A 21278-nucleotide genomic window follows, 5' to 3' on the forward strand; every position below is an offset into this window, starting at 1 on the left:
ATTTATTAAATGAACAATGTTCAAGCGGATATCGTTTCAGCCAGGTGGGTTGAATTCATAAGCATTCGATTTTTATATAAATATCGAACTAAGAAGTCATCATCAAGGGCCGAAGGTGAAGCAAAAAAAAAAAAAAAAATAACACTCTTAAAATAAAAAAGTTAACAACTAAAAGTAGCCAAAAAACTACAAAAACTCATTATTGGCAGAGTATTTGTTTAAACAGCGAAAGTTTTCAATTCGAAAACTTAACACTAACATTTTTTAAAATATCATGAAAAAAGTACTTCTACCTATTCTGACACTTTTTACATTCTTATTTGTCATCAATGGAGAGGCAAATGCACAAACACCTTATCGTACAGCCCTTGGTCTAGGTATCGACCTTGGCGATGGCCAGACACTATTCGGCCCACAGATAAAACACAGTTTTGGCAGAAATGATGCCGTAAATGCACAAGTATTGTTCGGAGATAACATTACAATTGTTGGTGTAGACTATTCGTACAACGAACGTATACGGGGAACCCGTGGCCTATCTTGGTATGTTGGTGTAGGTCCTCAGGCATCGTTTATCGACTATGGCAAATGGCATGGCGATTGGGATGATGACTACCATTGGAAAGACGGAAACACACACACTCATTTTGCAATCCGTCCAGCTTTAGGTTTAGAGTTTAGAATTCCTTCTGCGCCATTGGCAATGCATTTTGACTGGAAACCTTGGTGGAACTTATCTCATGGCTCGAATTTCGAGGCCTCTCGTTTCTCATTGGGATTCAAATTCGTTTTGAAATAAAAACAGGATATTCAGAAACAAAAAATCCTGCTGGCGCTATGTCCATGCAGGATTTTTTGTTTTTAGGGCACTTCGACCTATATTTCTCCGCTCGTAATCTACCTATATTTATCAGCAACGGTCACTTAAGAAGATTCTTTTTTAATTGGCCTTTTTTTTCAGGAATACTTTTATGTACTTATCAATCTACTTAAGGTGTCTTTATCTTTAACCCAACAAAGAAAGTTCGGGGCATATTAGGACCATAAATGTAATTGCTATCCCGATTTTTACCTGTATCAAAATCATGTTGGTAAGCATTAAAAATATTCTTCACCCCAGCATAGACTTCGATCACATTTTTAAATTTTGACAGGCTAAAAGTGTGTGACACTTTACTATTTACCTCTGAGAATGCTTTTGTATGAACCATTTGATCTTCCGGAAAATTGTCCGCACCACCAGCATGAGCGATCTTCATCTTACCCGTGTACACATAGTTCAGATTGATTGTCCAGCTTTTATCCGGTGTAATATTGAGGTTTGCAAAACCATATTCATCTGGTGTTCTCAAGAATGACCTAGTAGCTTCTATACCCTCCAGGTAAGATACAGGGTTTTCATATTTGCTCTGTTGCAAGGTAAAGCCCGTCTCCAGTTGCATCTTTTTATTATAATTGGCACGCAATTCAAGTGTAGTCCCTGCTACTTTTGCATTATTTCCATTGCGCTTTTCAAACACCTTACCAAAATCGTCCGTACCGATTTCCTCAAGTACAAAGGCATTTTTCAGTTGTGTATAGAATCCCTCCAATGTAAAACCCGCAATCCATTTCTCCGTGGCTTTATGATAGTTTACCGAGCCGCTGAAACTCTTTGATCGTTCTTCCCGAAGATCTGGAGATAATTGAACACGTGAAACACCACCACCCGCAAAGGCAATATGAAGATCTGTATCAAATGCCTGTGGCGCCCGAAAACCTGTTCCATAGCTTAGACGAAACTGCGTATTAGCCGCATGCTTATATAACAGTGCTACACGTGGGCTGACAATCACTTTGTCCAATAGATTATGCTTATCCACACGAAGCCCAGATAGCAAGTTAAATTTCTCTGCAAAGTCCCAGTCACTCTGAAAAAAACTTCCCCAATCTTTCGTATGCTGATCGACCAAATAATTATAACTTGGAATTTCATCGTAAACCTTATCGGACACATATTCCGATCCAATCGTCAACACATTCCGATGGTTCAAAAAATTGCTGATCTCATGGTTCAATTGAAAACCGCCTTGTAATGTTGTTGTCTTTGAATCGCCATAAGGGGGATTTTTGAGATGATTTTCGATCTCTTCCGGACTATCCGGGAATATTCCAGTATAGTGCTTTCTATTGGTATTTTGAAAAGCAGTATAGAAGATCAATGAAGATTTATCCTGGTTAAAATTAATCTGATAATCCGCACTTCCCATCCATATTTTATGGGTACGTTCCTCAGACTGAAGTGTAAGGTAGGCTGGTTTTTTTGTCATCTCACCCCCAAATCTATATTCGTTCAGATTGCTCAAGGAGACTTCCAACTTTTGATTGTCCGAAAACCGATAGAATGAGTTGATACCGAAGGAGGTATTTTCAATTTTAGGTATTTCCGAAAAATTATCACCATTTGCATCGTAAAAGCCGCGATCCCGCTTATTGAAGAAAAACGATGTTCCTGCGTTCCCCTTTTCATTGACCAAGGTGGCATTTCCGCCAAGATTAAAATCACTTGTTTTTCCATCAATGCTTTGGTAAAAAGAATTGACTTCATAACCACTCTGCTTCGGCAATTTGGTGATCACATTGACAGTACCGCCTATGGCACTTGAACCATATAACGAAGAACCTCCACCTCGGACCACCTCAATCTTTTCGATCATATTGACCGGCAATTGCTCCATCCCATAGAGTCCCATCAAAGGACTGAAAATAGGCCGTCCATTGATCAGTATCTGCGAATACCCTCCCTGGAGTCCATTCATCCGCAATTGGGTGTAGTTACAGGTCTGACAATCTGTTTCCACCCGCAAGCCCGGCTGGAATTTCAATCCCTCCGAAAGATTACATACCTGTAGGTTGTCTAGGGTTTTACTATCCAAAATATTGACGATCACTGGGCTTTCAGTTTTTCGTTTAAATGTCTTCGTTCCTGTTACCACAATTTCATCCAGCAAAAAGATGGACCCATTTAAACGGATATCCTTGATCTCGGATACATGCTCGATCTTGATCGAATCGCGATAAGTATTAAAACCAATATGCTTCACTTCTACTTCCCAAGTACCATAGGGAATCTTTTCCAATGCAAATTTTCCAAGCTCATTGGATTTGGTGCTCATCTTAAGAAGAGGGATAGCCACGGATACCGACTTCAGCGGAAGTCCATTGCTATCATAAATTTTACCTACTACCCCACCTGTCTGCCCAAAGGAAATAAATCCGATCAGCATGAATACTGTTGTCAAGAGAACTCTGAATCCCGTCATCATTGTTTTGTTTTGATTAATTATAAATTTAGAGCTACAAATCTAACAAGTTAGATTAAACTAACAAAATATTTTCTAACATTACTATTAGACACAACTAATATTTGGTAAATTTGTACTATGATATCACAGACCGAAGAGAACTACTTAAAAGCATTATACAATCTGACCTACCTAAAAGGCGAGGCCAGCGTCAATGAGATCAGTAAACGACTGGAAATCAAAATGCCAACGGTAAATAGTATGATGAAAAAGCTATCCGAAAAAGGTTTTGTCCATTACGAAAGCTATAAACCCCTCAAGCTTACAGAAGAAGGAAAAAAGGAAGCTGCGCTTATTATTCGCAAACATCGACTTACCGAAATGTATCTCGTTGAAAAGATGGGCTTTGCATGGGATGAAGTTCACCAGATCGCGGAACAGATCGAGCACATCCATTCACCTGAATTTTTCACCAAGATGGATCAATTATTGGGCTACCCGACAGTAGACCCCCATGGCTCGCCGATTCCTGACCATAATGGTGTAATGCGTTCGGAAAGTTATATCTTTCTCGACACATGCAAAACTGGAGACGCAGTGACGTTAATGGCTGTACAACCCTCTTCCAAAGAATTGTTACAATACCTGAGTGCCAAAGATCTTGAATTGGGCACAACATTAACCATCCTTTCCATTGAGCCCTTCGACAACAGTATAACAGTCAATTATGGCAATCGAATCTCAGAAGTACTCAGTAGTAAAGTAACTGCTACACTACTTGTACGCCCCATTTCTTAATAATAACTCTTCCGTATTTTCGGGTCACCCATCCATACTTGCCAGGAGTCTGAACATAGGACTCCCATTTTTTTCTAATAGCCCAAAAACCTCTTCGGCACATCAGCCCATTTGCATCTTTTAACTAAAATATAACGTTATATTTTGTTAGTCTAATCTAATTTTATAATTTAGCAAAGCTAAAAACAAAATAAGCAATGATAAACAATCAGGTGATCGCATTGGGGTTATTAAAAAAAGGGGAGCTTGCAAGCATCGCGGGAATAGCGACAGACTGTCGCCAAGAAATCCGACAGCGTTTACTTGATCTAGGTTTTGTCAGGGGCGCTGAAATAAGCATCCAGAATATAAGTCCCCTAGGCGATCCGATCGCCTATAATATACACGGCACCCTGATTTCACTTCGTAAAGATGATGCCTTACATGTATTGATTATCCATAAATAGATGACGATGAAAAAACATACAGCATGCGAAACCTGCCAGCTGAATCCCACTTCGGATCTAAAGCAATGGGGAGCAAATTTGGGAAATTCCACCTACACTGTTGCTTTAGCGGGAAATCCCAATACAGGCAAAAGTTCCATTTTTAACGCGCTAACGGGATTAAAACAGCATACGGGAAACTGGCCAGGCAAAACTGTTACGCGAGCTGAAGGAAGTTATTCACATAAAGACGATAAATTTAAAATCATTGATCTCCCTGGCACCTACTCCTTACTTTCTACATCCGAAGATGAAGAGGTCGCCCGAGATTTTATCCTATTTGGCCAACCCGATGTCACGGTCATTGTCGTCGACGCCAGCAGGTTGCAACGCAATTTCAGTCTGCTTCTTCAAATCCTCGAAATTAGCAACAAAGCGGTCTTATGTCTCAACCTTATGGATGAGGCACGACGTCATCGGATAGAGATTGATGTACGAACCCTATCAAAGGATCTCGGTATCCCTGTTATTTGCACCAGCGCCCGTACTAAAGAAGGTCTTTCAGACCTCTTGGCTGCCATTCATCAAGTGGCTGACGGTAGTTTCCTCCCCGAAAAAACAACCTCTTTTCAGTTGACAAAGCAAACTGGCACTGCTGTTGCGACAATAGCCAACGATCTCCATACGCTGGACAGCAAGCTAACCAACACGAATTGGCTGGCCATGCGTCTGATCGAAGATGATAAAAGCATTATTGATGCCTTACAAAAAGGACAACTATCCAATTCCATTGACTTTGAAAACTTAGCTCCTATATTGCATCGCGCCACAGCATATCGATTTAAACTAGGAGATAATTATCGAAATGAGCTGGTTGAAGCGATTTATGCAAAAGCGAGCAAACTGGTAAAAGACCATGTTTCAACAGATTCGGACAGCTATTCATTTCGACTGGACCGCAGTATCGATCATATCGTCACCCACCGTATCTGGGGATTTCCGATTATGTTTATGCTGCTCGGATTGATCCTTTGGCTCACCATCACAGGGGCAAATTATCCTTCACAAATGCTATCAACGTTATTGCTCGATCATGTTTATCCGTTTTTAAAGGATACGTCAACGGACATGGATATTCCTGTTTGGCTAGGTGGTTTTCTGATTGACGGGATCTATCTGGCTACTGCCTGGGTCATATCGGTCATGCTGCCACCCATGGCGATCTTCTTTCCATTATTTACATTGTTGGAAGATTTTGGTTACCTCCCTAGGGTTGCATTCAATCTAGACCGGATATTCAAAAAATCCGGTGCTCATGGCAAACAAGCACTGACCATGAGTATGGGCTTTGGCTGTAATGCTGCAGGTGTTGTCGCGACAAGGATCATTAACAGTCCACGTGAAAAATTAATTGCTATCATCACCAATAACTTCTCGCTGTGCAATGGAAGATGGCCCACACAGATTTTGATCGCCAGTCTTTTTTTAGGTATTTTAGTTCCTGCCAAATGGTCTGGCTCAGTCGCCATGTTTGCTGTAATTTTCATTGCGATCCTTGGTATTGCATTTACATTTTTCACCTCCTGGCTATTGTCAAAAACATTGCTCAAAGGAGAATCCTCCTTCTTTACGCTAGAACTGCCCCCTTATCGCCCACCGAGATTCTTTCAGACATTATACAGCTCATTCATAGACCGCACATTGATCGTTTTATGGCGGGCTATCATCTTTGCTGCACCCGCTGGTGCAATTATTTGGTTGATCTGCAATATTCATATCGCTGATCAAAATATAGCGCTCTGGCTCATTCATGGCCTCAACCCGATGGGTCTATTTATAGGTCTAAATGGTGTTATCTTATTGGCTTATATCGTTGCCATTCCAGCGAATGAAATTGTTATCCCAACCATACTCATGTTAACTGCGCTCACGGTAGGGAGTACCGGAGCTGGTACGGGTGTATTGTTTGAAGGCTCAGCAAACGAGGTGTCGACCCTATTACACGCGGGTGGGTGGACAACATTGACCGCCATTAATTTGATGCTGTTCAGTCTCCTACACAATCCCTGCAGCACAACAATATACAACATTTATAAGGAAACGGGAAGTCGCAAATGGACCGCAGTAGCGACATTGTTACCCGTATTTTATGGCCTGATCGTATGTTTCCTGGTAACAAAAGTTTGGTACTTTTTTGCCTAATCTGTTGACCTATGATGCCTGCCCATATACCGTGCTGATTGTTTGCAAACAGTTAAGTCTATTCGAACTAAACCTTAGCGACAAAATCCGGCTATCGTATGATTTTATTGTGATCCCATTGATATGTAATGGGATCTCCGGTTGCTATTTCCCGCTCAAGGATCTGTGCCGGGGTGAGATGTTCCAGATACATAATGAGCGCTCTTAGACTGTTACCGTGTGCGACCATAAGAACATTTTTACCTGCGTCCAACTCTGGCTGTATGAAATTCTCAAAATACGGTATCACCCGATTGTAGGTATCTTTTAAGCTTTCACCGCCCGGAGGAGCTACATCAAAAGATCTTCGCCAGATATGGACTTGTTCCACACCATATTTTTCAGCGGTTTCATCCTTATTTAGTCCTTCTAAGTTTCCGTAGCTCCGCTCGTTCAGTGCAGCATCAACGATAATCGGAATATTGGGCTTTCCGATCTCGTTGAGAATGATCTCCAAAGTATGTTGTGCCCGGATCAGTGTAGAAGTAAATGCGAGATCGATTGATTCATTCATTAATGCTTTCCCGGCTTGTCGCGCTTCTTGTTGCCCCAAGACTGTGATATCAATATTTTGCCAACCGGTAAAACGGTTCTCAAGATTCCATTGCGATTGCCCGTGACGGACTAAAAATAATTTTACCATTATTCCTATTATTTATTGTTTTAGCAGATAGCTACCCGAAGTGAAACACACGCATCGATGAGATTTACTGAAGGAGTACTACATAGATAATCAGCTACCAGATCCTATCTATTTGTAGCTATCCATAGACAAAATAATGCTTTGCGGTATTTTGTTTTAAAGGGATAGCTAATCTACGCTGCAAAACCTAAATTTAATTTATTATTCGCGTTCAAATAATTGTTCCTTGAATAAATCAAAAAAAAGTGCTCTCTTATGCTTCTCCATATTTGTTTCTTCAGCAAATTGCTGATAGGCTGATGTCGCTCTTTTCAGTTCGGTTTGAATCTCATTTTGATCGAGTTGAACGTGAACAACAAGATGTAACAAATAATATAACACACGCTTAAGCATACGTTCAGCCTGTTCGAAATCACCTAAAGCAATATAAGTATTTGCGAGATTATTGCATGAGATAATATAGACCTGCATAACAGGAACTTCCAAATAAATACAGTCTGTTAGATGGTTATTTAATAGCTCCGCACTGGCCAACGCACACTGATAACTCAATAAGGCCTCCTCAAATTTATCCGCATTATAAAGCAAATTGCTTGAAAGTGTTAAGGTTTGCCAATACCGCTCTATAGCACGTAGATCGCTATTGGCCATAGCTTTTTGCTTTCTGTTTTAAAATTTTTATCGCTCGTTTCAATTGACCAATCTGCTGCATTTCTTTCGTTGCCAATTGAATATCAGCCTTCATCAGATTGGTATCACGAACATGACGTTCTAGCCTTTTTCTATTTTCCTCCAATAGTATGATCACATATTCCATTATTGTTTTTGTTATTTTATAAATAAAAATAATAAGTTAGTTTAATCTAACAAAATTATTAACAATAAATAACATTAAGAAAAACAACTTAGAAGAAGGATTAAACACATCAAAAAGCGTCCTCTTTTAGTTGGCATTTTAAAAATTCAAATTCGCCCACCAATAAATATTGCCCACAAAAAAAGCCTCTGGAATTACTCCAAAGGCTTTTTTATAATCAATAGAAAAGCGTTATGCTTTTTCTTCTTTTAGTGTCGATGTTTCTTTTTTGGGCTCTTTTTCTTCGAAACCTGAACGTAATATTTCATCCCATAATGACGAGCTCACACCGAATCCTTTTTCAGGATCCGAATAGTGATGTAACATATGATGCTGTTTAATGCGTTTGAAAATCCCACTCTTAAAGTTTGCATGGTGCATGGCATAGTGACATTCATCATAGATCAGGTATCCAATCATAAATCCGGAGAAAAAGCAAGCCAGGATAAACTCATTTGAAAAGAACAATGTAAATCCAAAATATACTAGCGCTGCCAAAGGGATACTTGCCGATAAAGGCATCACCAAGCGCATCCGGTCTCTTGGATAGTCATGATGTACACCGTGAAAAATGAAAGCGATCCGTTTCCCCCATTCTGAGGTCGGATGAAAATGGAATACCCAGCGGTGGAGTGCATATTCAAATGCTGTCCAAAATGCCAAACCAAAAACAAAGTACCCAAGATATGTCATTAGGGAAATCTCTCCCCAAACCAGAGCTTTATACGAAAAGAAAACAACTACGGGTACATAGAAAATCAAAGGTACACTCCAGTGCACTTTCGTCAAAGACTCCAAAAAGTCATTTTTGAACATGCGCGTAGATTCCGTAGAATTTGAAACATAATTACGCTTTGCCATAATACTATTTTTATTATTCCCTCACAAAAATACGTATTTTAAGCACAAATGAAGAAGGTTCAAGACTAGAAAAACAAAATATTTGACCTTTTCAACAAAAAGGTTAAACACATAGTTAGGAAAATCTTAGTCTAAAACCTTTTATTTGATCTTTTAACTTAAACTTTCTTCAAATTTTATCAATTTTGATCAAAAATACGCACGATCAAAATTGACAAAATCAAGACAGTTTCTTATTTGAAGTTGACTGTTCCTCCGGCCATTTTCTTTTCTACGCGCTGTTCTGGCTTGCCATACACATCGATTGTGCCGCCCCCACGAGTTTTTGTTTCAATAGAATCGATCACATTGACTTCCGCTTTTCCGCCGCCGTTCACTGTGACAAGAGTGGTTTTAGTTTTAAAATCTTTCCCCTCATATTTTCCACCAAAATTAGAGATAATTTCCTGTCTATCTGCTTTACCATAAAGTGCTACCGTTGCTCCCGAGGTTACTTTCACCTCAGCATTTTTCGCATCAGCATAGAGGTCCACCAATCCACCCTCCGATGCATAGAGTTTTAGCTGGTCAGATGACACGACATTATTTGATGTGGCAAATACCTTAGCCCCTTTTTTAGCCTCTATATTTTTCAAGCTTTTATAATACACTTTTACAGAGATATTCCCTCCTTGCAACATATTTAAGGTATTCATTTTTAGGACCAAGGCACCATTTGTATTGACTACCTTTACATTCTCGTGGTTCTGCCCTTCAAAGGTCACCAGGGATTCATTGGATTTGATCAGTTCTACCTGTATTTTATCTGTAGCGACAACTGAACTAAAATCGCCTACATTTTGTTTCGCCTGTCCGAAACCGACTTGAGTCATTAATAAAAGAAATGCACTGATTCCTAAAAATTTCATAGCTGTTTTATCTATATTTTCACCTTTTGATATGCTTCTCCGCTGTATCGTGATTTGCATCGTCACCAGGGATTGCATATTCATCCTGACTTATTCGAATTTCTTAATGTCAAAAAACACGCCAATCATCACTATTAAGCCCTTTTTTTAACCTATTTTGACAAAAAAAGGTGCCCTGCAATCCAGGACACCTCATATTATAATATATTTTGTTCAGCTTACAATTTGCTGTTTACATCTACTGCATTCAAATCAGCAAACGCTTCTTTCAAGCGAGCAACAAATGTTTCTTCACCTTTACGTAACCATACACGTGGATCGTAATATTTTTTGTTTGGAGAATCGGCACCTTCAGGGTTTCCGATCTGTCCTTGCAAATAATCGCGGTTTTTAGCTTCATAACCTCTCACGCCATCCCAAAATGCCCATTGCATATCTGTATCGATGTTCATTTTGATCGCACCATAAGAGATCGCCTCAGCGATTTCCTCTGGAGAGGAACCAGATCCACCGTGGAATACAAAGTTCACTGGTTTTTCAGCTGCAAGCTTGTATTTTTCGCGGATATATTCTTGAGAATTGTGTAAGATCACCGGTTGTAATTTTACATTACCTGGTTTGTAGACACCATGAACGTTACCGAATGCTGCAGCAACTGTAAATTTATCAGATACTTTGGACAATTCTTCGTATGCATAAGCAACCTCTTCTGGTTGTGTATATAATTTAGAGCTGTCAACATCCGAGTTGTCAACACCATCTTCTTCTCCACCTGTAACACCTAATTCGATCTCTACAGTCATACCTAGTGGTTTCATGCGCGCTAAGTATTTTGCAGAAATTTCGATATTCTCTTCGATTGGTTCTTCAGATAGATCCAACATATGTGAAGAGAACAATGGTTTACCGTGTTGTGCAAAGAATTTCTCACCAGCGTCCAACAAACCGTCGATCCAAGGTAAAAGTTTTTTAGCAGCGTGATCGGTGTGCAAAATTACCGCAACACCGTAGTGCTCTGCCAATAAATGCACGTGTTGTGCTGCAGATACCGCACCCAATACACAAGCTTGCAAGTTGTCATTATTTAATGTTTTACCCGCATAGAATTGTGCACCACCATTTGACAATTGAATAATTACAGGAGAGTTTACTGCTTTAGCAGTTTCCATTACCGCATTGATAGAATTTGTTCCGATAATGTTTACCGCAGGCAAAGCAAATTTGTGTTTCTTTGCAACTTCAAACAACTCTTGTACTTGATCTCCCGTCAATACACCTTTAAAATCTTTTAGGCTCATATTACTGTTATTGATTTATTTTAATCTTTATTAACTCTTGAAGCTACTAAATTATTAAAAATAATTATCACTTCCTAATTTTTAAAGTGTACTAAATACACTATCAATTATTTGTTACCATATCCTTGTACAGTGATAAAGCAGACAGTTGTTCGTCATCCGAGATGTAGTTTATCCAGCAAGGCCAATTCAAGCCAAATCAGATAGATTGACATGCAAACGCTCACAGACTCCCGGCACTGTCTAACTATTCAACAAAAAAACAGGTCTGATAAGGCATGAAATGCATCATGGATTATTTAAATTTGGGCTCACTAATATTGTAATCATTATGCTACAGGTATACGGTATCAAAAATTGTAACACAGTAAAAAAAGCCTTGACATGGTTAGAAGACAATCAGATTGCCTATCAATTTCATGACTTCAAAAAAGAAGGTGTCAGTGATGAAAAACTACAAGAATGGGAGAAAAAGGTTGACTGGCAATCACTGGTCAACAAAAAGGGTACTACCTGGAAGAAACTGACTGCAGAGGAACAAGCAGGGGTCGTTGATGCAAATAGTGCCAATAACGTATTAAAGGTACATACCAGTATGATCAAACGCCCTGTGATCGAACATGGTAAGGGTATCCTACTCGGATTCAGTGAAGACGATTATAACAGCAACTTAAAATAATTGTTACAAGCTCCTTAAAAAGGAGCTTTTTTTTGCCTTATGTACTTTTCATTGTATATTGTGACCAATAAACATAATTTAATACGAACAGATATGATGAAAAGACTTGCATTGGCTTCTTTGAGCCTTGTTGCTTTGAGCTATGCTTTTCCGTCCTTTTCCCAGGAAAAAACATCCAACTATAGTTATACCGAAGCTTTTGCACCCTTGTTTTTCAAGAACAATGGAAATGATTATCGTTCTGCAGCCGGTAAGCCGGGCCCCGGATATTGGCAAAATGCTGCAGACTACAAGATACAGGCATCACTAAACGACCAGAATGATCAGGTGACTGGTGCAGTGGAGATTACCTATAGTAACAACAGTCCCGACAATATGGATTACCTTTGGCTTCAATTAGACCAAAACATGTTTTCACAACATGGCCGTGGTCAGTTGATTTCTCCGTTGACCAATAGCCGATATGGTGATGGAAACTCGAAATTTGATGGCGGTTACCAGATCCAGTCTGTCACCGACGCCAACGGAGAAACCATAGAGCATATTATTGATGATACACGTATGCAGCTGCGACTACCGGCCGCGCTGAAAAGTAAAGGTGGAAAAATTACATTCAAGATTACTTACCAATATACCGTGCCACAATATGGTGCTGACCGTACGGGTATCCTTGACACCAAAAATGGAAAAATCTATGCTATTGCGCAGTGGTTTCCCAGGCTTTGTGTATATGATGACATTAGAGGATGGAATACATTGCCTTATACAGGACCCGGAGAATTTTATCGCGAATTTGGCAATTATCAGGTAGAAATCACAGCACCTGCTAATCATATCGTTGTTCTAGGAGGCGAGCTCTTAAATCCACAGGAGGTGTTTACAGCAGACCAATTCAAAAGATATCAACTGGCATTACGCAGTGATGAAACGGTATTGATTCGCTCAGCGGAAGAAGTGACCGCAAAAAGTTCCAGACCAAACAAAAAAGCGTTGACCTGGAAATATCAACTCAACAATGCACAGGATATCGCATGGGCATCCTCTACTGCCTTTATATTAGATGGCGCTAAGATCAATCTACCAAGTGGCAAAAAAGCTCTTGCGCTGTCAGCTTATCCTGTAGAAAGTAACAGCAACAATGCTTGGGAGCGTTCAACAGAATACACCAAAGCTGCCATCGAAATTTATTCCAAAAACTGGTTTGAATACCCCTATCCTGTAGCCGTAAATGTTGCATCCAACGTAGGTGGTATGGAATATCCTGCCCTGTCATTCTGTGGCAATCAAGCCAAGGCAGGCTCACTCTGGGGGGTGACCAATCACGAGTTTGGCCACAACTGGTTCCCAATGATTGTCGCGTCCAACGAACGTGAACATGGCTGGATGGATGAAGGCTTCAATACTTTTATCAATGAGTTAGCGACACAAGAATTTAATAAAGGTGAATATCATCGTCCTCAGGCTAGTCGCTCGTATATTTTCACATCACAGAATCTCGAGCCGATTATGAGTACACCGCAAAATATGAAAGAGCGTAATATCGGTGCCCTTGTATATTACAAACCAGCCTATGGACTAAAATTATTGCGCAATGAGATTATCGGCAAAGAGCGCTTCGATTACGCCTTTAAAAAATACATCCAGGACTGGGCTTTTAAACACCCGACACCAGAAGATTTCTTTAAAGCGATCGAAAACGGAACCGGTGAAAACCTCAATTGGTTTTGGCGGGGATGGTTTGTCAACAACTGGCAAATGGATCAGGCGATCAAGGCTGTTTCCTATGTCAACAATCAGCCTATGCTCGGCGCACTGGTTACTGTAGAAAATCTGGAAAAATTGCCAATGCCTATTATCGTGGAGGCAACCACCGTATCGGGCAAAAAAATAAGAAAAAAACTACCCGTGGAAATCTGGGAAAGAAACAATGTATGGCAATTTAAAATTGCGACAAACGAAGCTTTACAGTCTGTTCAGCTAGATCCCGATGACGTGATGCCAGACAAGAATCCGGACAATAATACATGGAAGGCAAATTAGCGCGATAATTCAAAATCTATTCGTTATTTTTGATAAGGAAATTTTCTGCAATGAAACCATTATGATCAAAAAATTATTCATAATGGTTTCATTGCGATAAACGAATAAAAACGGAAGGTAACAAGCTCATTTATGTATAATATATATATCCCCATGAAAGTAATACAAACGATTCTAAGCTGCTTATTGATTACGTTGGTCTCCGGACAACTATTTGCACAGGAAAAAACCAAAGGTATTATTATGGAGCTTGTCAGCGGAGAAAAGATAGAAGCTGCGCAGATCCAGAATTTACGGAGCAAAGTAGAAGTTCAGACCAACAGGGATGGATCATTTGCCATCGATGCCAATATCAATGATCTCCTATTGATCAAAGCCAACGGATATGAACAAGATACTGTATTTATTTATGATACAAGTCTACGGAGAATCTATTTGAACAGAATAAATACCCCTATTGAATTGAGCCAGGTTGTCGTCGAACGGATGACTGACAGTAGACTTGCAGCTGAAATTCAACGGGAAAAAGAAGCCGGAAAATATTCGGATGCTAGCAAAAACCGCGGCGGGATCCGTATCTCTCCCAGTCGCATATTTGGCAAGGAAGGTAAGCAGGCACGCTCAAACTACAAACTTCTCGTAGCGGAAATGGAAAAAAGAGCCGTTGACCGGAAGTTTACTGATAATCTTATCAAAGAGCTGACGCCTCTTAATGCTTCCGAACTAGCATTATTTAAAGAAAGATTTAGACCTTCATATCAGTTTATCCAAAACAGCAGCATAGAAACACTACGGGTCTATATCATGGATAGTTACAAGAAATTTAACGAGAAAAAATAAAAAACGATACTTTTTATCATGTGATTGTCAGAAGGTTTTAAACTGTAATATTTTTTATTTCAGTTTAAAACCTTTTGCATTACCTTTGTGTTATCAAAATTAAAAAATCAGCAACAGGATGTTACACAACTTGAGATTTGCAACAGCTTTACATATTATGGTCCTAGCACAATTGGAAGAGTCCGAACAGTGGCTCTCTTCCGAATACATCGCGTCAAGCATCCAGGTAAATGCCGTTGTAGTCCGCAAGGAGATCGCTTCGCTGAAAGCAGCAGCTTTATTAGTCAGTAAAGAGGGCAAAGGTGGAGGGATTCGCATAAACAAGGAAAAAGAGCGCATCAGTCTTGCAGACATCTATCAAAGTACAAAACAAAATGAGCTATCGGGTAAATTCAACAATCCCAATCCAGCTTGTATTGTAGGTAAAAACATCAATGCCAAATTGCAGGATCTTTATCAGGAAGTCGACACTGATATTGTAACGCGTTTGGAAAAAATGACGCTGGTTGATTTCAGTAAAACATTTAATTAAAAACACATGAAAGTAGCAGTAATTGGATCCACAGGATACGTAGGAACACATCTTGTCAAAGAATTGGTTGACCGCAACTACCAGGTCGTAGCACTAGCTCGTCATACAGATAGCATTCCATCGAACGACAAAATAACGAAAGTACAGGTTGACATCAACAATCATGAACAGTTGGTAAACGCTTTAACAGGCGTTGATGTAGTTATTTCAGCATTTAATGCGGGCTGGACTAACCCTAACCTTTACGAAGATTTTACCCAAGGTGCTTTAGCAATTCAACAAGCCGTTAAAGATGCGGGCGTTAGACGATTTATTGTTGTTGGTGGAGCTGGAAGCTTATTAATTGATGGCAATCGTCTGGTCGATTCACCAGATTTCCCTCAGGAAATCAAACCTGGAGCTTTGGCAGCAGCAGATTATCTTGATACCATTCGCAAGGAAGAACAACTGAACTGGACGATGATCAGCCCAGCCATAGAGATGAATCCGCATGCTGTCGGTACACGCACGGGCAATTATCGCACGGGCTTGGATGCGCCAGTATTTGATCAAGAAGGGCGTTCGAGATTATCAGTTGAAGATCTTGCCGTTGCCATCGTGGACGAGATCGAGAACAAACAGTTTACAAACAAACGTTTTACAGCTGCATACTAATAGCACTACAATCGTTTGATTTAGATTTTATACAAAATTTTATTACAAAAGGGAAGCGCAATCTTCCCTTTTGTCGTTGATATCATTTATATTTGACATTAATTAAACAATTAAAAAGCTAAATAATCGAAAAAGAATTAATCCTATGCTATTTAAAAAATCGATTCCTAAACTGATTGCTGAGGCAAATGAAAATGGTGAACATACACTGAAACGAACATTAACAAGTGGCGGATTAATTGCGCTAGGTGTTGGAGCTATCATTGGCGCAGGACTATTTTCCTTAACCGGAATTGCAGCTGCAGAGAATGCTGGTCCCGCCGTTATCCTATCTTTTATTATCGCTGCCGTTGGTTGTGCTTTTGCAGGTCTCTGTTACGCCGAATTTGCATCCATGATTCCGGTCGCTGGGAGCGCCTACACCTATTCTTACGCAACTATGGGTGAGTTCGTTGCCTGGATTATCGGATGGGACCTTGTATTGGAGTACGCACTAGCGGGTGCTACTGTAGCCGTCAGTTGGTCGCAATACTTTAATCAGCTCCTGATGATTTTCCACATCCATCTACCCGACGCACTGCTGAAAGGCCCCTGGGAAGGTGGTATGGTTAATTTACCAGCCATCATTATCGTATGTTTGCTTTCGCTGCTATTAATGCGTGGAACACAGGAATCATCACGCGTAAACAATATCCTAGTGATCCTAAAAGTAGGCGTTGTATTGATTTTCATTGCGTTGGGATGGAGCTTTATCAACCCTGCAAACCACGATCCTTTTATCCCGGTAAATGCTGGTGAGGAAATGGTCAAAAATGGACAGCAAGGCTTTTGGGCTTTTCTAAAGAGCGATGACTTCGGTCATTTCGGAATCAGCGGTGTATTGCGTGCAGCAGGTGTTGTATTCTTTGCTTTTATTGGTTTTGATGCTGTAAGTACGGCTGCTCAAGAGGCGAAAAATCCGAAAAAAGGAATGCCAATTGGTATCATCGGATCATTAATTATCTGTACCCTTCTTTATGTATTGTTCTCTTATGTAATGACAGGTATTGAAAATTATACCATGTTTAAAGGCGATGCCAAACCAGTAGCCACGGCATTTGCAAAAACAGGATATCATTTTCTGAATACGGCATTAATTATTACGATTATTGCTGGTTATACATCTGTTATTCTTGTCATGTTACTCGGACAAAGCCGGGTATTCTATTCCATGAGTAAAGATGGCTTGCTTCCAAAAATATTTTCTGATCTTTCCAAAAGACAGACTCCTTGGAAAACAAATGCAATCTTTATGGTATTCGTAAGTATCTTCGCTGGATTTGTTCCTGTTTCCGACCTTGGTCACATGGTGAGTATAGGTACCTTATTTGCCTTTACATTGGTTTGTGTAGGTATATTGGTACTCCGCAAAACCGATCCCAATCTAGAACGTCCATTCAAAACGCCTTTAGTTCCTTTTGTTCCAGTTATGGGTATCATTGTCTGTGTACTGATGATGGCCTCACTACCTATTGAAAGCTGGGAACGTCTGGCAATCTGGTTGGCCTTAGGTCTATTGATTTACTTCGTTTACGGCAAAAAGCATAGTGTTATCCGCAAACAACACCGAGATCAACAAGGTATAGAATAATAGAGACAAACACGATCTATTCATACTTCTCTCCATATAAACAAATCGGACTTCCTAAAAAAGAAGCCCGATTTGTTTATGTCTAAGTATTATGTGTTTTTGAGTTCGCCCGCCAAATAAGCTATAATGCGCTCAACTTAAAATAGCCATTTGCAATTACATCCTCTTTCAACCCGGTTTTGGGAACAATCTGAATATGATATTTTACTTTATCCGCATCAAGCAACAGATCTTCTATTTCATAAATATCATCGACATCCAACCCATATTTATCATCAATATGAGCTGTGCTATGGTGCTTCCAAAAAACGGTGCGCTTGGCCTTCTCTGTTGCTTTAGCCAAATTGGGGGCAACAATCAGTTCCTTGTAATGAAATTCATCAAACTCATTTGGCTTATAGCCCCCCAGGTTGACAAAAAATAATTTCAATTCTGTATCCGACACTGTAGAATTATTTTTTTCTACCACCTTAATTTCATACTCTCCGATTTTATTAACCACACGGTAAGCATCAATATGAATTTTACCATCAGCATCAGGCCAGAAATCTTTAATTGGGTCTATAAAATCCTTCAGTTCATTACCGATTCCAAAAAAGATATCATGCTGTTCTGTACGTCTATTTTTCGGTTTACAACCGATCAAAATCATAAATAATTTCATATGCAAATAATCTATCTTTGAAAGGCTATATGGAATATCCAGGTTATTTTCATCAGTGTTTGTGCTTTCCAATCATGGATATTTCATAACTTAAGCCCATTAAACAATAAAAATAACGATTATCCACCACATTTAATACAGATAAAGACCTGACTATGAGTAAAATTTTCCTATCATTTACGTTACTATTCCTGTCTTTGTATTCTTTCGCGCAAAAACGAAGTACAGATAAAAAACTGGAAAAAGAGATAAAACAGCTTATTCAGGGTTTTCAGGGAGAAGTAGGTATCTATGTGCATGATCTCAAGAAACACAAGGAAGTCAACATCGGAGCCGATAGTATCTTTCCTACAGCAAGCGTTGTCAAGATCCCAATTTTAGTGGGCGTCTTTGATAAAATTGAAAAAGGACAGCTGCAATTGGACCAAGAGTATGTCTATCGTGAAAGTCAAAAGTATGGAGGCTCGGGTCTGATGCAATTTTTTAAGGACAGCAGCAAAGTTGATCTCAAAACACTTGTCGCTCTCATGCTGTCCTATAGTGACAATGTAACAAGCATCTGGAATCAAAAGCTTGCTGGTGGTGGAATAGCAATCAACAAGTTGATGAGCGACCTTCAATTACAGCATACCCGTGTCAATTCACAAACCGAAGGAAGAAAAGCTGATTGGGAAAAATACGGTTGGGGACAGACCACAGCCAAGGAGATGGCAGATCTCCTAACTTTGATCCGTCAGGGAAAAGTAGTCTCAGTAAAATCTTCGGATCGGATGTATCGTTTTCTGGGCAATATGTTCTATGATGAAAGAGCACTTTCCCAGATTCCAGCTACAGTCAAGGCAGCCTCTAAAACTGGTTCCTTGGATGATGTACGTAACGAGGTGATTTTGGTCAATGCACCTAAGGGAGACTATGTATTCAGTATATTCACCAAAAACAATCAGGATAAGAGCTGGGGTAAAACCAATGCTGCAGAAGTATTGACACGCAATCTCTCCAAATTACTGTGGGATTACTACAACAAATAATTTGTTTGCTTCGATTGATTAAGCCTGCCTGTAGCACATCGATATATGGTCCTTCGGTAGCGCTAAATTTGATCCAAATGACAGCATAGTTGTAGGCTGATAGTTACTGTGATTTCCATGCAGATTATTGCTTTCACTATCTAAACCATTTCAAGATGATATCCGCTCCAAAAGCTGATCATTAATGACTGCCACTACAAATAAAAGAACATAAAAAAACGGAGGCTGAAGCAGTCTCCGTTTTTTTATCTTTTTAAATAAGCGAATTAGTTTTTCAACGCATCACTAACATTTTTGGCTTTGCGGCCACTATTGTCATTTACTTTTTAAAAGCATCTTTCACATCTTTTGCAGCCTCTTTTGTGCCGGAAGCAACATCCTTAGCTACCTTTTTAGTACCATCAGCAACATCACCAGCCACTTTTTTAGTACCATCCGCTACATCTTTTGCTACATCCTTAGTTTTATCGGCGGCTTTATTCGCTGCATCTACCGTAGCATCTTTCGCGTCTTTCAAACCTTCTTTTACGTCCTGACCAGCATCACGCAATGCAGTTTTAGTTTTCTCCCAAGCTGTATTAGCCTCTTCCGACGCCGCACGAGCTTTCTCTTCTGCAGCCTTATCACCTTTGGCGATTGCTTCATCTAAAGCTTTCTTAGCTTCCTCAGCTTTCAAACGCGCAGTTTCTTCGGTGTTCTTTAAATCGGCTATTGCAGCATCTACATGTTCACCTACTGTTTGTGCAGTATCTGTAGCGTCTGACGCTTTCTTCTCCGAATTATTGCAAGAAGACATTACCAATGCTCCCGCTACTACTGCTAAAAGTGCAATTTTTTTCATTAGAATATTTGTTTTTTAATGGCAAGAAGTCATCAAGAGCTTATATTTATCCTTTTTGGAGCCTATCAACTGCATGATGTTTTCATGTAAGTTTGTAATTATATGATTAACTAGTCTTCAATTTACAACTTCTATGCCAAATAGAAAAACTTATTGTTTTGGGTAAATTGTTCCCTTCGCCGCTTCCAATGTATTTTTCAATAATCCAACGATGGTCATCAACCCTACACCGCCCGGTACCGGAGTAATCCAGGAAGCTTTAGGTGCCACATGCTCAAAGTCCACGTCACCATATAATTTAAACCCAGATTTAGTTTCAGTAGATGTTTCTCTATTGATACCCACATCAATTACCACAGCCCCCTCTTTGACCATATCTGCAGTAACAAAATTCTTTCTACCGATAGCAGCCACGACGATATCACCACGCAAGACCTCAGTTTTAAGATCTTTAGTACGACTATGCGTTAACGTAACAGTACAGTTTCCAGGATTGGCATTGCGAGCCAATAAGATGCTCATCGGCGAACCAACAATATTGCTTCGGCCTACCACCACTGCATGTTTACCCGCTGTCTCGATCTTGTAATAATCAAGCATCAACATAATACCATAAGGTGTCGCTGGGATAAAACAAGGAAGATTACGTTGCATACGCCCCAAGTTGATCGGGTGAAATCCATCCACGTCTTTGCGATAATCAATTGCTTCGGTAACTTTGTCCGGGTCAATATGTTTTGGTAAAGGCAATTGAACGATCAGACCGTCGATCGTATCATCTTTGTTGATTTCTTTGACCTTAGCGATCAATTCCTCTTCGCTGATACTTTCATCGTAACGGATATTTGTAGATTCAAAGCCGACCAATTGACAATTGCGCATTTTGCTGGCTACATAGGTCTCACTACCACCATCATTACCAACAAGGATAGCTACCAAATGCGGTTTACGGCCAGTTTGCGTTGTAAATTCAGCCGCGTCCAGCGCAATTTGTTCTTTGATTTTTTCGGAAACTAGTTTACCATCTAATAGATTCATGTTTAGGAGATTTGATTG

Annotated in this window: 21 protein-coding genes; 11 read left to right on the forward strand and 10 right to left on the reverse strand. The window is 39.8% G+C overall.

The features are described from left to right. Positions 1-274: 274 nt before the first annotated feature. The gene (locus M2408_RS17060; RefSeq protein ID WP_259183658.1) at positions 275-799 is read left to right on the forward strand and encodes a hypothetical protein; all 525 of its coding nucleotides are present in this window, start codon (positions 275-277) and stop codon (positions 797-799) included. 190 nt (positions 800-989) lie between these two features. Here the strand turns inward: M2408_RS17060 and M2408_RS17065 are convergent, their stop codons facing one another. Further along, positions 990-3305 (reverse strand): TonB-dependent receptor, encoded by a 2316-nt coding sequence (locus M2408_RS17065; protein WP_259183660.1) that lies wholly within the window; start codon positions 3303-3305, stop codon positions 990-992. 117 nt (positions 3306-3422) lie between these two features. Here M2408_RS17065 and M2408_RS17070 point away from each other — a divergent pair, with 117 nt between their 5' ends. The 3 genes from M2408_RS17070 (at position 3423) to feoB (ending at position 6709) form a co-directional block, all read left to right on the forward strand. Further along, entirely contained in the window at positions 3423-4082 is a 660-nt protein-coding gene (locus tag M2408_RS17070; protein WP_223580788.1) for a metal-dependent transcriptional regulator, read from the forward strand. A gap of 197 nt (positions 4083-4279) precedes the next feature. Then, positions 4280-4528 carry a FeoA family protein gene (locus tag M2408_RS17075; RefSeq protein WP_223580790.1) on the forward strand — a complete coding sequence of 83 codons (249 nt, stop codon included), beginning with the start codon at positions 4280-4282 and terminating at the stop codon, positions 4526-4528. 6 nt (positions 4529-4534) lie between these two features. Beyond that, positions 4535-6709, forward strand: coding sequence for a ferrous iron transport protein B (gene feoB, locus M2408_RS17080; protein WP_259183666.1), 2175 nt, complete (start codon positions 4535-4537; stop codon positions 6707-6709). Between the two features lie 91 nt (positions 6710-6800). Here the strand turns inward: feoB and M2408_RS17085 are convergent, their stop codons facing one another. From M2408_RS17085 to fbaA, 6 genes are all read right to left on the reverse strand, one after another. Beyond that, complete coding sequence (locus M2408_RS17085; RefSeq protein WP_259183667.1) at positions 6801-7391, reverse strand: 2,3-diphosphoglycerate-dependent phosphoglycerate mutase; 591 nt, start codon at positions 7389-7391, stop codon at positions 6801-6803. A 201-nt stretch (positions 7392-7592) separates the two neighbouring features. Further along, positions 7593-8042, reverse strand: coding sequence for a tetratricopeptide repeat protein (locus M2408_RS17090; RefSeq protein ID WP_259183669.1), 450 nt, complete (start codon positions 8040-8042; stop codon positions 7593-7595). Continuing rightward, on the reverse strand, positions 8032-8208 hold the full coding sequence (locus M2408_RS17095) for a hypothetical protein (protein WP_223580798.1): 177 nt from the start codon (positions 8206-8208) through the stop codon (positions 8032-8034). Before M2408_RS17095 ends, M2408_RS17090 begins: the two co-directional genes overlap by 11 nt. Before the next feature lie 231 nt (positions 8209-8439). After that, a complete protein-coding gene (locus tag M2408_RS17100; RefSeq protein WP_223580800.1) occupies positions 8440-9108 on the reverse strand; it encodes a sterol desaturase family protein in 669 nt (222 codons plus the stop codon). Between the two features lie 233 nt (positions 9109-9341). After that, positions 9342-10100, reverse strand: coding sequence for a head GIN domain-containing protein (locus M2408_RS17105; protein WP_259183677.1), 759 nt, complete (start codon positions 10098-10100; stop codon positions 9342-9344). A 134-nt stretch (positions 10101-10234) separates the two neighbouring features. Next, on the reverse strand, positions 10235-11314 hold the full coding sequence (gene fbaA / locus M2408_RS17110) for a class II fructose-bisphosphate aldolase (protein ID WP_259183680.1): 1080 nt from the start codon (positions 11312-11314) through the stop codon (positions 10235-10237). Between the two features lie 331 nt (positions 11315-11645). Here fbaA and M2408_RS17115 point away from each other — a divergent pair, with 331 nt between their 5' ends. From M2408_RS17115 to M2408_RS17140, 6 genes are all read left to right on the forward strand, one after another. Further along, positions 11646-11993, forward strand: coding sequence for an ArsC family reductase (locus M2408_RS17115; protein ID WP_223580811.1), 348 nt, complete (start codon positions 11646-11648; stop codon positions 11991-11993). Between the two features lie 93 nt (positions 11994-12086). Continuing rightward, complete coding sequence (locus M2408_RS17120; RefSeq protein WP_259183684.1) at positions 12087-14033, forward strand: M1 family metallopeptidase; 1947 nt, start codon at positions 12087-12089, stop codon at positions 14031-14033. A 153-nt stretch (positions 14034-14186) separates the two neighbouring features. Then, positions 14187-14873, forward strand: coding sequence for a hypothetical protein (locus tag M2408_RS17125; protein ID WP_259183686.1), 687 nt, complete (start codon positions 14187-14189; stop codon positions 14871-14873). Between the two features lie 118 nt (positions 14874-14991). Beyond that, complete coding sequence (locus M2408_RS17130; protein ID WP_259183687.1) at positions 14992-15405, forward strand: Rrf2 family transcriptional regulator; 414 nt, start codon at positions 14992-14994, stop codon at positions 15403-15405. Positions 15406-15411: 6 nt separating this feature from the next. Continuing rightward, complete coding sequence (locus M2408_RS17135) at positions 15412-16059, forward strand: NAD(P)-dependent oxidoreductase (protein WP_259183689.1); 648 nt, start codon at positions 15412-15414, stop codon at positions 16057-16059. Positions 16060-16204: 145 nt separating this feature from the next. Next, positions 16205-17689 (forward strand): amino acid permease, encoded by a 1485-nt coding sequence (locus M2408_RS17140; protein ID WP_120262017.1) that lies wholly within the window; start codon positions 16205-16207, stop codon positions 17687-17689. A 121-nt stretch (positions 17690-17810) separates the two neighbouring features. On the opposite strand, the gene M2408_RS17145 is transcribed toward M2408_RS17140, so the two are convergent. Further along, on the reverse strand, positions 17811-18353 hold the full coding sequence (locus M2408_RS17145; RefSeq protein WP_259183692.1) for a DUF1543 domain-containing protein: 543 nt from the start codon (positions 18351-18353) through the stop codon (positions 17811-17813). Between the two features lie 155 nt (positions 18354-18508). Between M2408_RS17145 and M2408_RS17150 the strand changes: the two genes are divergently transcribed. Further along, positions 18509-19381, forward strand: coding sequence for a serine hydrolase (locus tag M2408_RS17150; protein ID WP_259183695.1), 873 nt, complete (start codon positions 18509-18511; stop codon positions 19379-19381). A gap of 319 nt (positions 19382-19700) precedes the next feature. On the opposite strand, the gene M2408_RS17155 is transcribed toward M2408_RS17150, so the two are convergent. Both M2408_RS17155 and M2408_RS17160 read right to left on the reverse strand, forming a co-directional pair. Continuing rightward, positions 19701-20222, reverse strand: a complete 522-nt coding sequence (locus tag M2408_RS17155; RefSeq protein ID WP_259183698.1) for a hypothetical protein — start codon at positions 20220-20222, stop codon at positions 19701-19703. Positions 20223-20372: 150 nt separating this feature from the next. Beyond that, positions 20373-21260, reverse strand: a complete 888-nt coding sequence (locus M2408_RS17160) for a bifunctional 5,10-methylenetetrahydrofolate dehydrogenase/5,10-methenyltetrahydrofolate cyclohydrolase (RefSeq protein ID WP_120262020.1) — start codon at positions 21258-21260, stop codon at positions 20373-20375. Between the last annotated feature and the right edge of the window lie 18 nt (positions 21261-21278).

The sequence above is a fragment of the Sphingobacterium sp. BIGb0165 genome (assembly GCF_024810095.1).
In the GTDB taxonomy this organism is placed as follows: domain Bacteria; phylum Bacteroidota; class Bacteroidia; order Sphingobacteriales; family Sphingobacteriaceae; genus Sphingobacterium; species Sphingobacterium detergens.

Bases quoted from the DNA above. Each gene is read 5' to 3' on its own strand.
- M2408_RS17070 (WP_223580788.1), top strand. From the start codon at position 3,423: ATGATATCACAGACCGAAGAGAACTACTTAAAAGCATTATACAATCTG.
- M2408_RS17105 (WP_259183677.1), bottom strand. From the start codon at position 10,100: ATGAATATGCAATCCCTGGTGACGATGCAAATCACGATACAGCGGAGA.
- M2408_RS17060 (WP_259183658.1), top strand. From the start codon at position 275: ATGAAAAAAGTACTTCTACCTATTCTGACACTTTTTACATTCTTATTT.
- M2408_RS17145 (WP_259183692.1), bottom strand. From the start codon at position 18,353: ATGAAATTATTTATGATTTTGATCGGTTGTAAACCGAAAAATAGACGT.
- M2408_RS17065 (WP_259183660.1), bottom strand. From the start codon at position 3,305: ATGATGACGGGATTCAGAGTTCTCTTGACAACAGTATTCATGCTGATC.
- feoB (WP_259183666.1), top strand. From the start codon at position 4,535: ATGAAAAAACATACAGCATGCGAAACCTGCCAGCTGAATCCCACTTCG.
- fbaA (WP_259183680.1), bottom strand. From the start codon at position 11,314: ATGAGCCTAAAAGATTTTAAAGGTGTATTGACGGGAGATCAAGTACAA.
- M2408_RS17120 (WP_259183684.1), top strand. From the start codon at position 12,087: ATGATGAAAAGACTTGCATTGGCTTCTTTGAGCCTTGTTGCTTTGAGC.
- M2408_RS17100 (WP_223580800.1), bottom strand. From the start codon at position 9,108: ATGGCAAAGCGTAATTATGTTTCAAATTCTACGGAATCTACGCGCATG.
- M2408_RS17135 (WP_259183689.1), top strand. From the start codon at position 15,412: ATGAAAGTAGCAGTAATTGGATCCACAGGATACGTAGGAACACATCTT.
- M2408_RS17075 (WP_223580790.1), top strand. From the start codon at position 4,280: ATGATAAACAATCAGGTGATCGCATTGGGGTTATTAAAAAAAGGGGAG.
- M2408_RS17155 (WP_259183698.1), bottom strand. From the start codon at position 20,222: ATGAAAAAAATTGCACTTTTAGCAGTAGTAGCGGGAGCATTGGTAATG.
- M2408_RS17085 (WP_259183667.1), bottom strand. From the start codon at position 7,391: ATGGTAAAATTATTTTTAGTCCGTCACGGGCAATCGCAATGGAATCTT.
- M2408_RS17125 (WP_259183686.1), top strand. From the start codon at position 14,187: ATGAAAGTAATACAAACGATTCTAAGCTGCTTATTGATTACGTTGGTC.
- M2408_RS17160 (WP_120262020.1), bottom strand. From the start codon at position 21,260: ATGAATCTATTAGATGGTAAACTAGTTTCCGAAAAAATCAAAGAACAA.
- M2408_RS17140 (WP_120262017.1), top strand. From the start codon at position 16,205: ATGCTATTTAAAAAATCGATTCCTAAACTGATTGCTGAGGCAAATGAA.
- M2408_RS17090 (WP_259183669.1), bottom strand. From the start codon at position 8,042: ATGGCCAATAGCGATCTACGTGCTATAGAGCGGTATTGGCAAACCTTA.
- M2408_RS17115 (WP_223580811.1), top strand. From the start codon at position 11,646: ATGCTACAGGTATACGGTATCAAAAATTGTAACACAGTAAAAAAAGCC.
- M2408_RS17130 (WP_259183687.1), top strand. From the start codon at position 14,992: ATGTTACACAACTTGAGATTTGCAACAGCTTTACATATTATGGTCCTA.
- M2408_RS17150 (WP_259183695.1), top strand. From the start codon at position 18,509: ATGAGTAAAATTTTCCTATCATTTACGTTACTATTCCTGTCTTTGTAT.
- M2408_RS17095 (WP_223580798.1), bottom strand. From the start codon at position 8,208: ATGGAATATGTGATCATACTATTGGAGGAAAATAGAAAAAGGCTAGAA.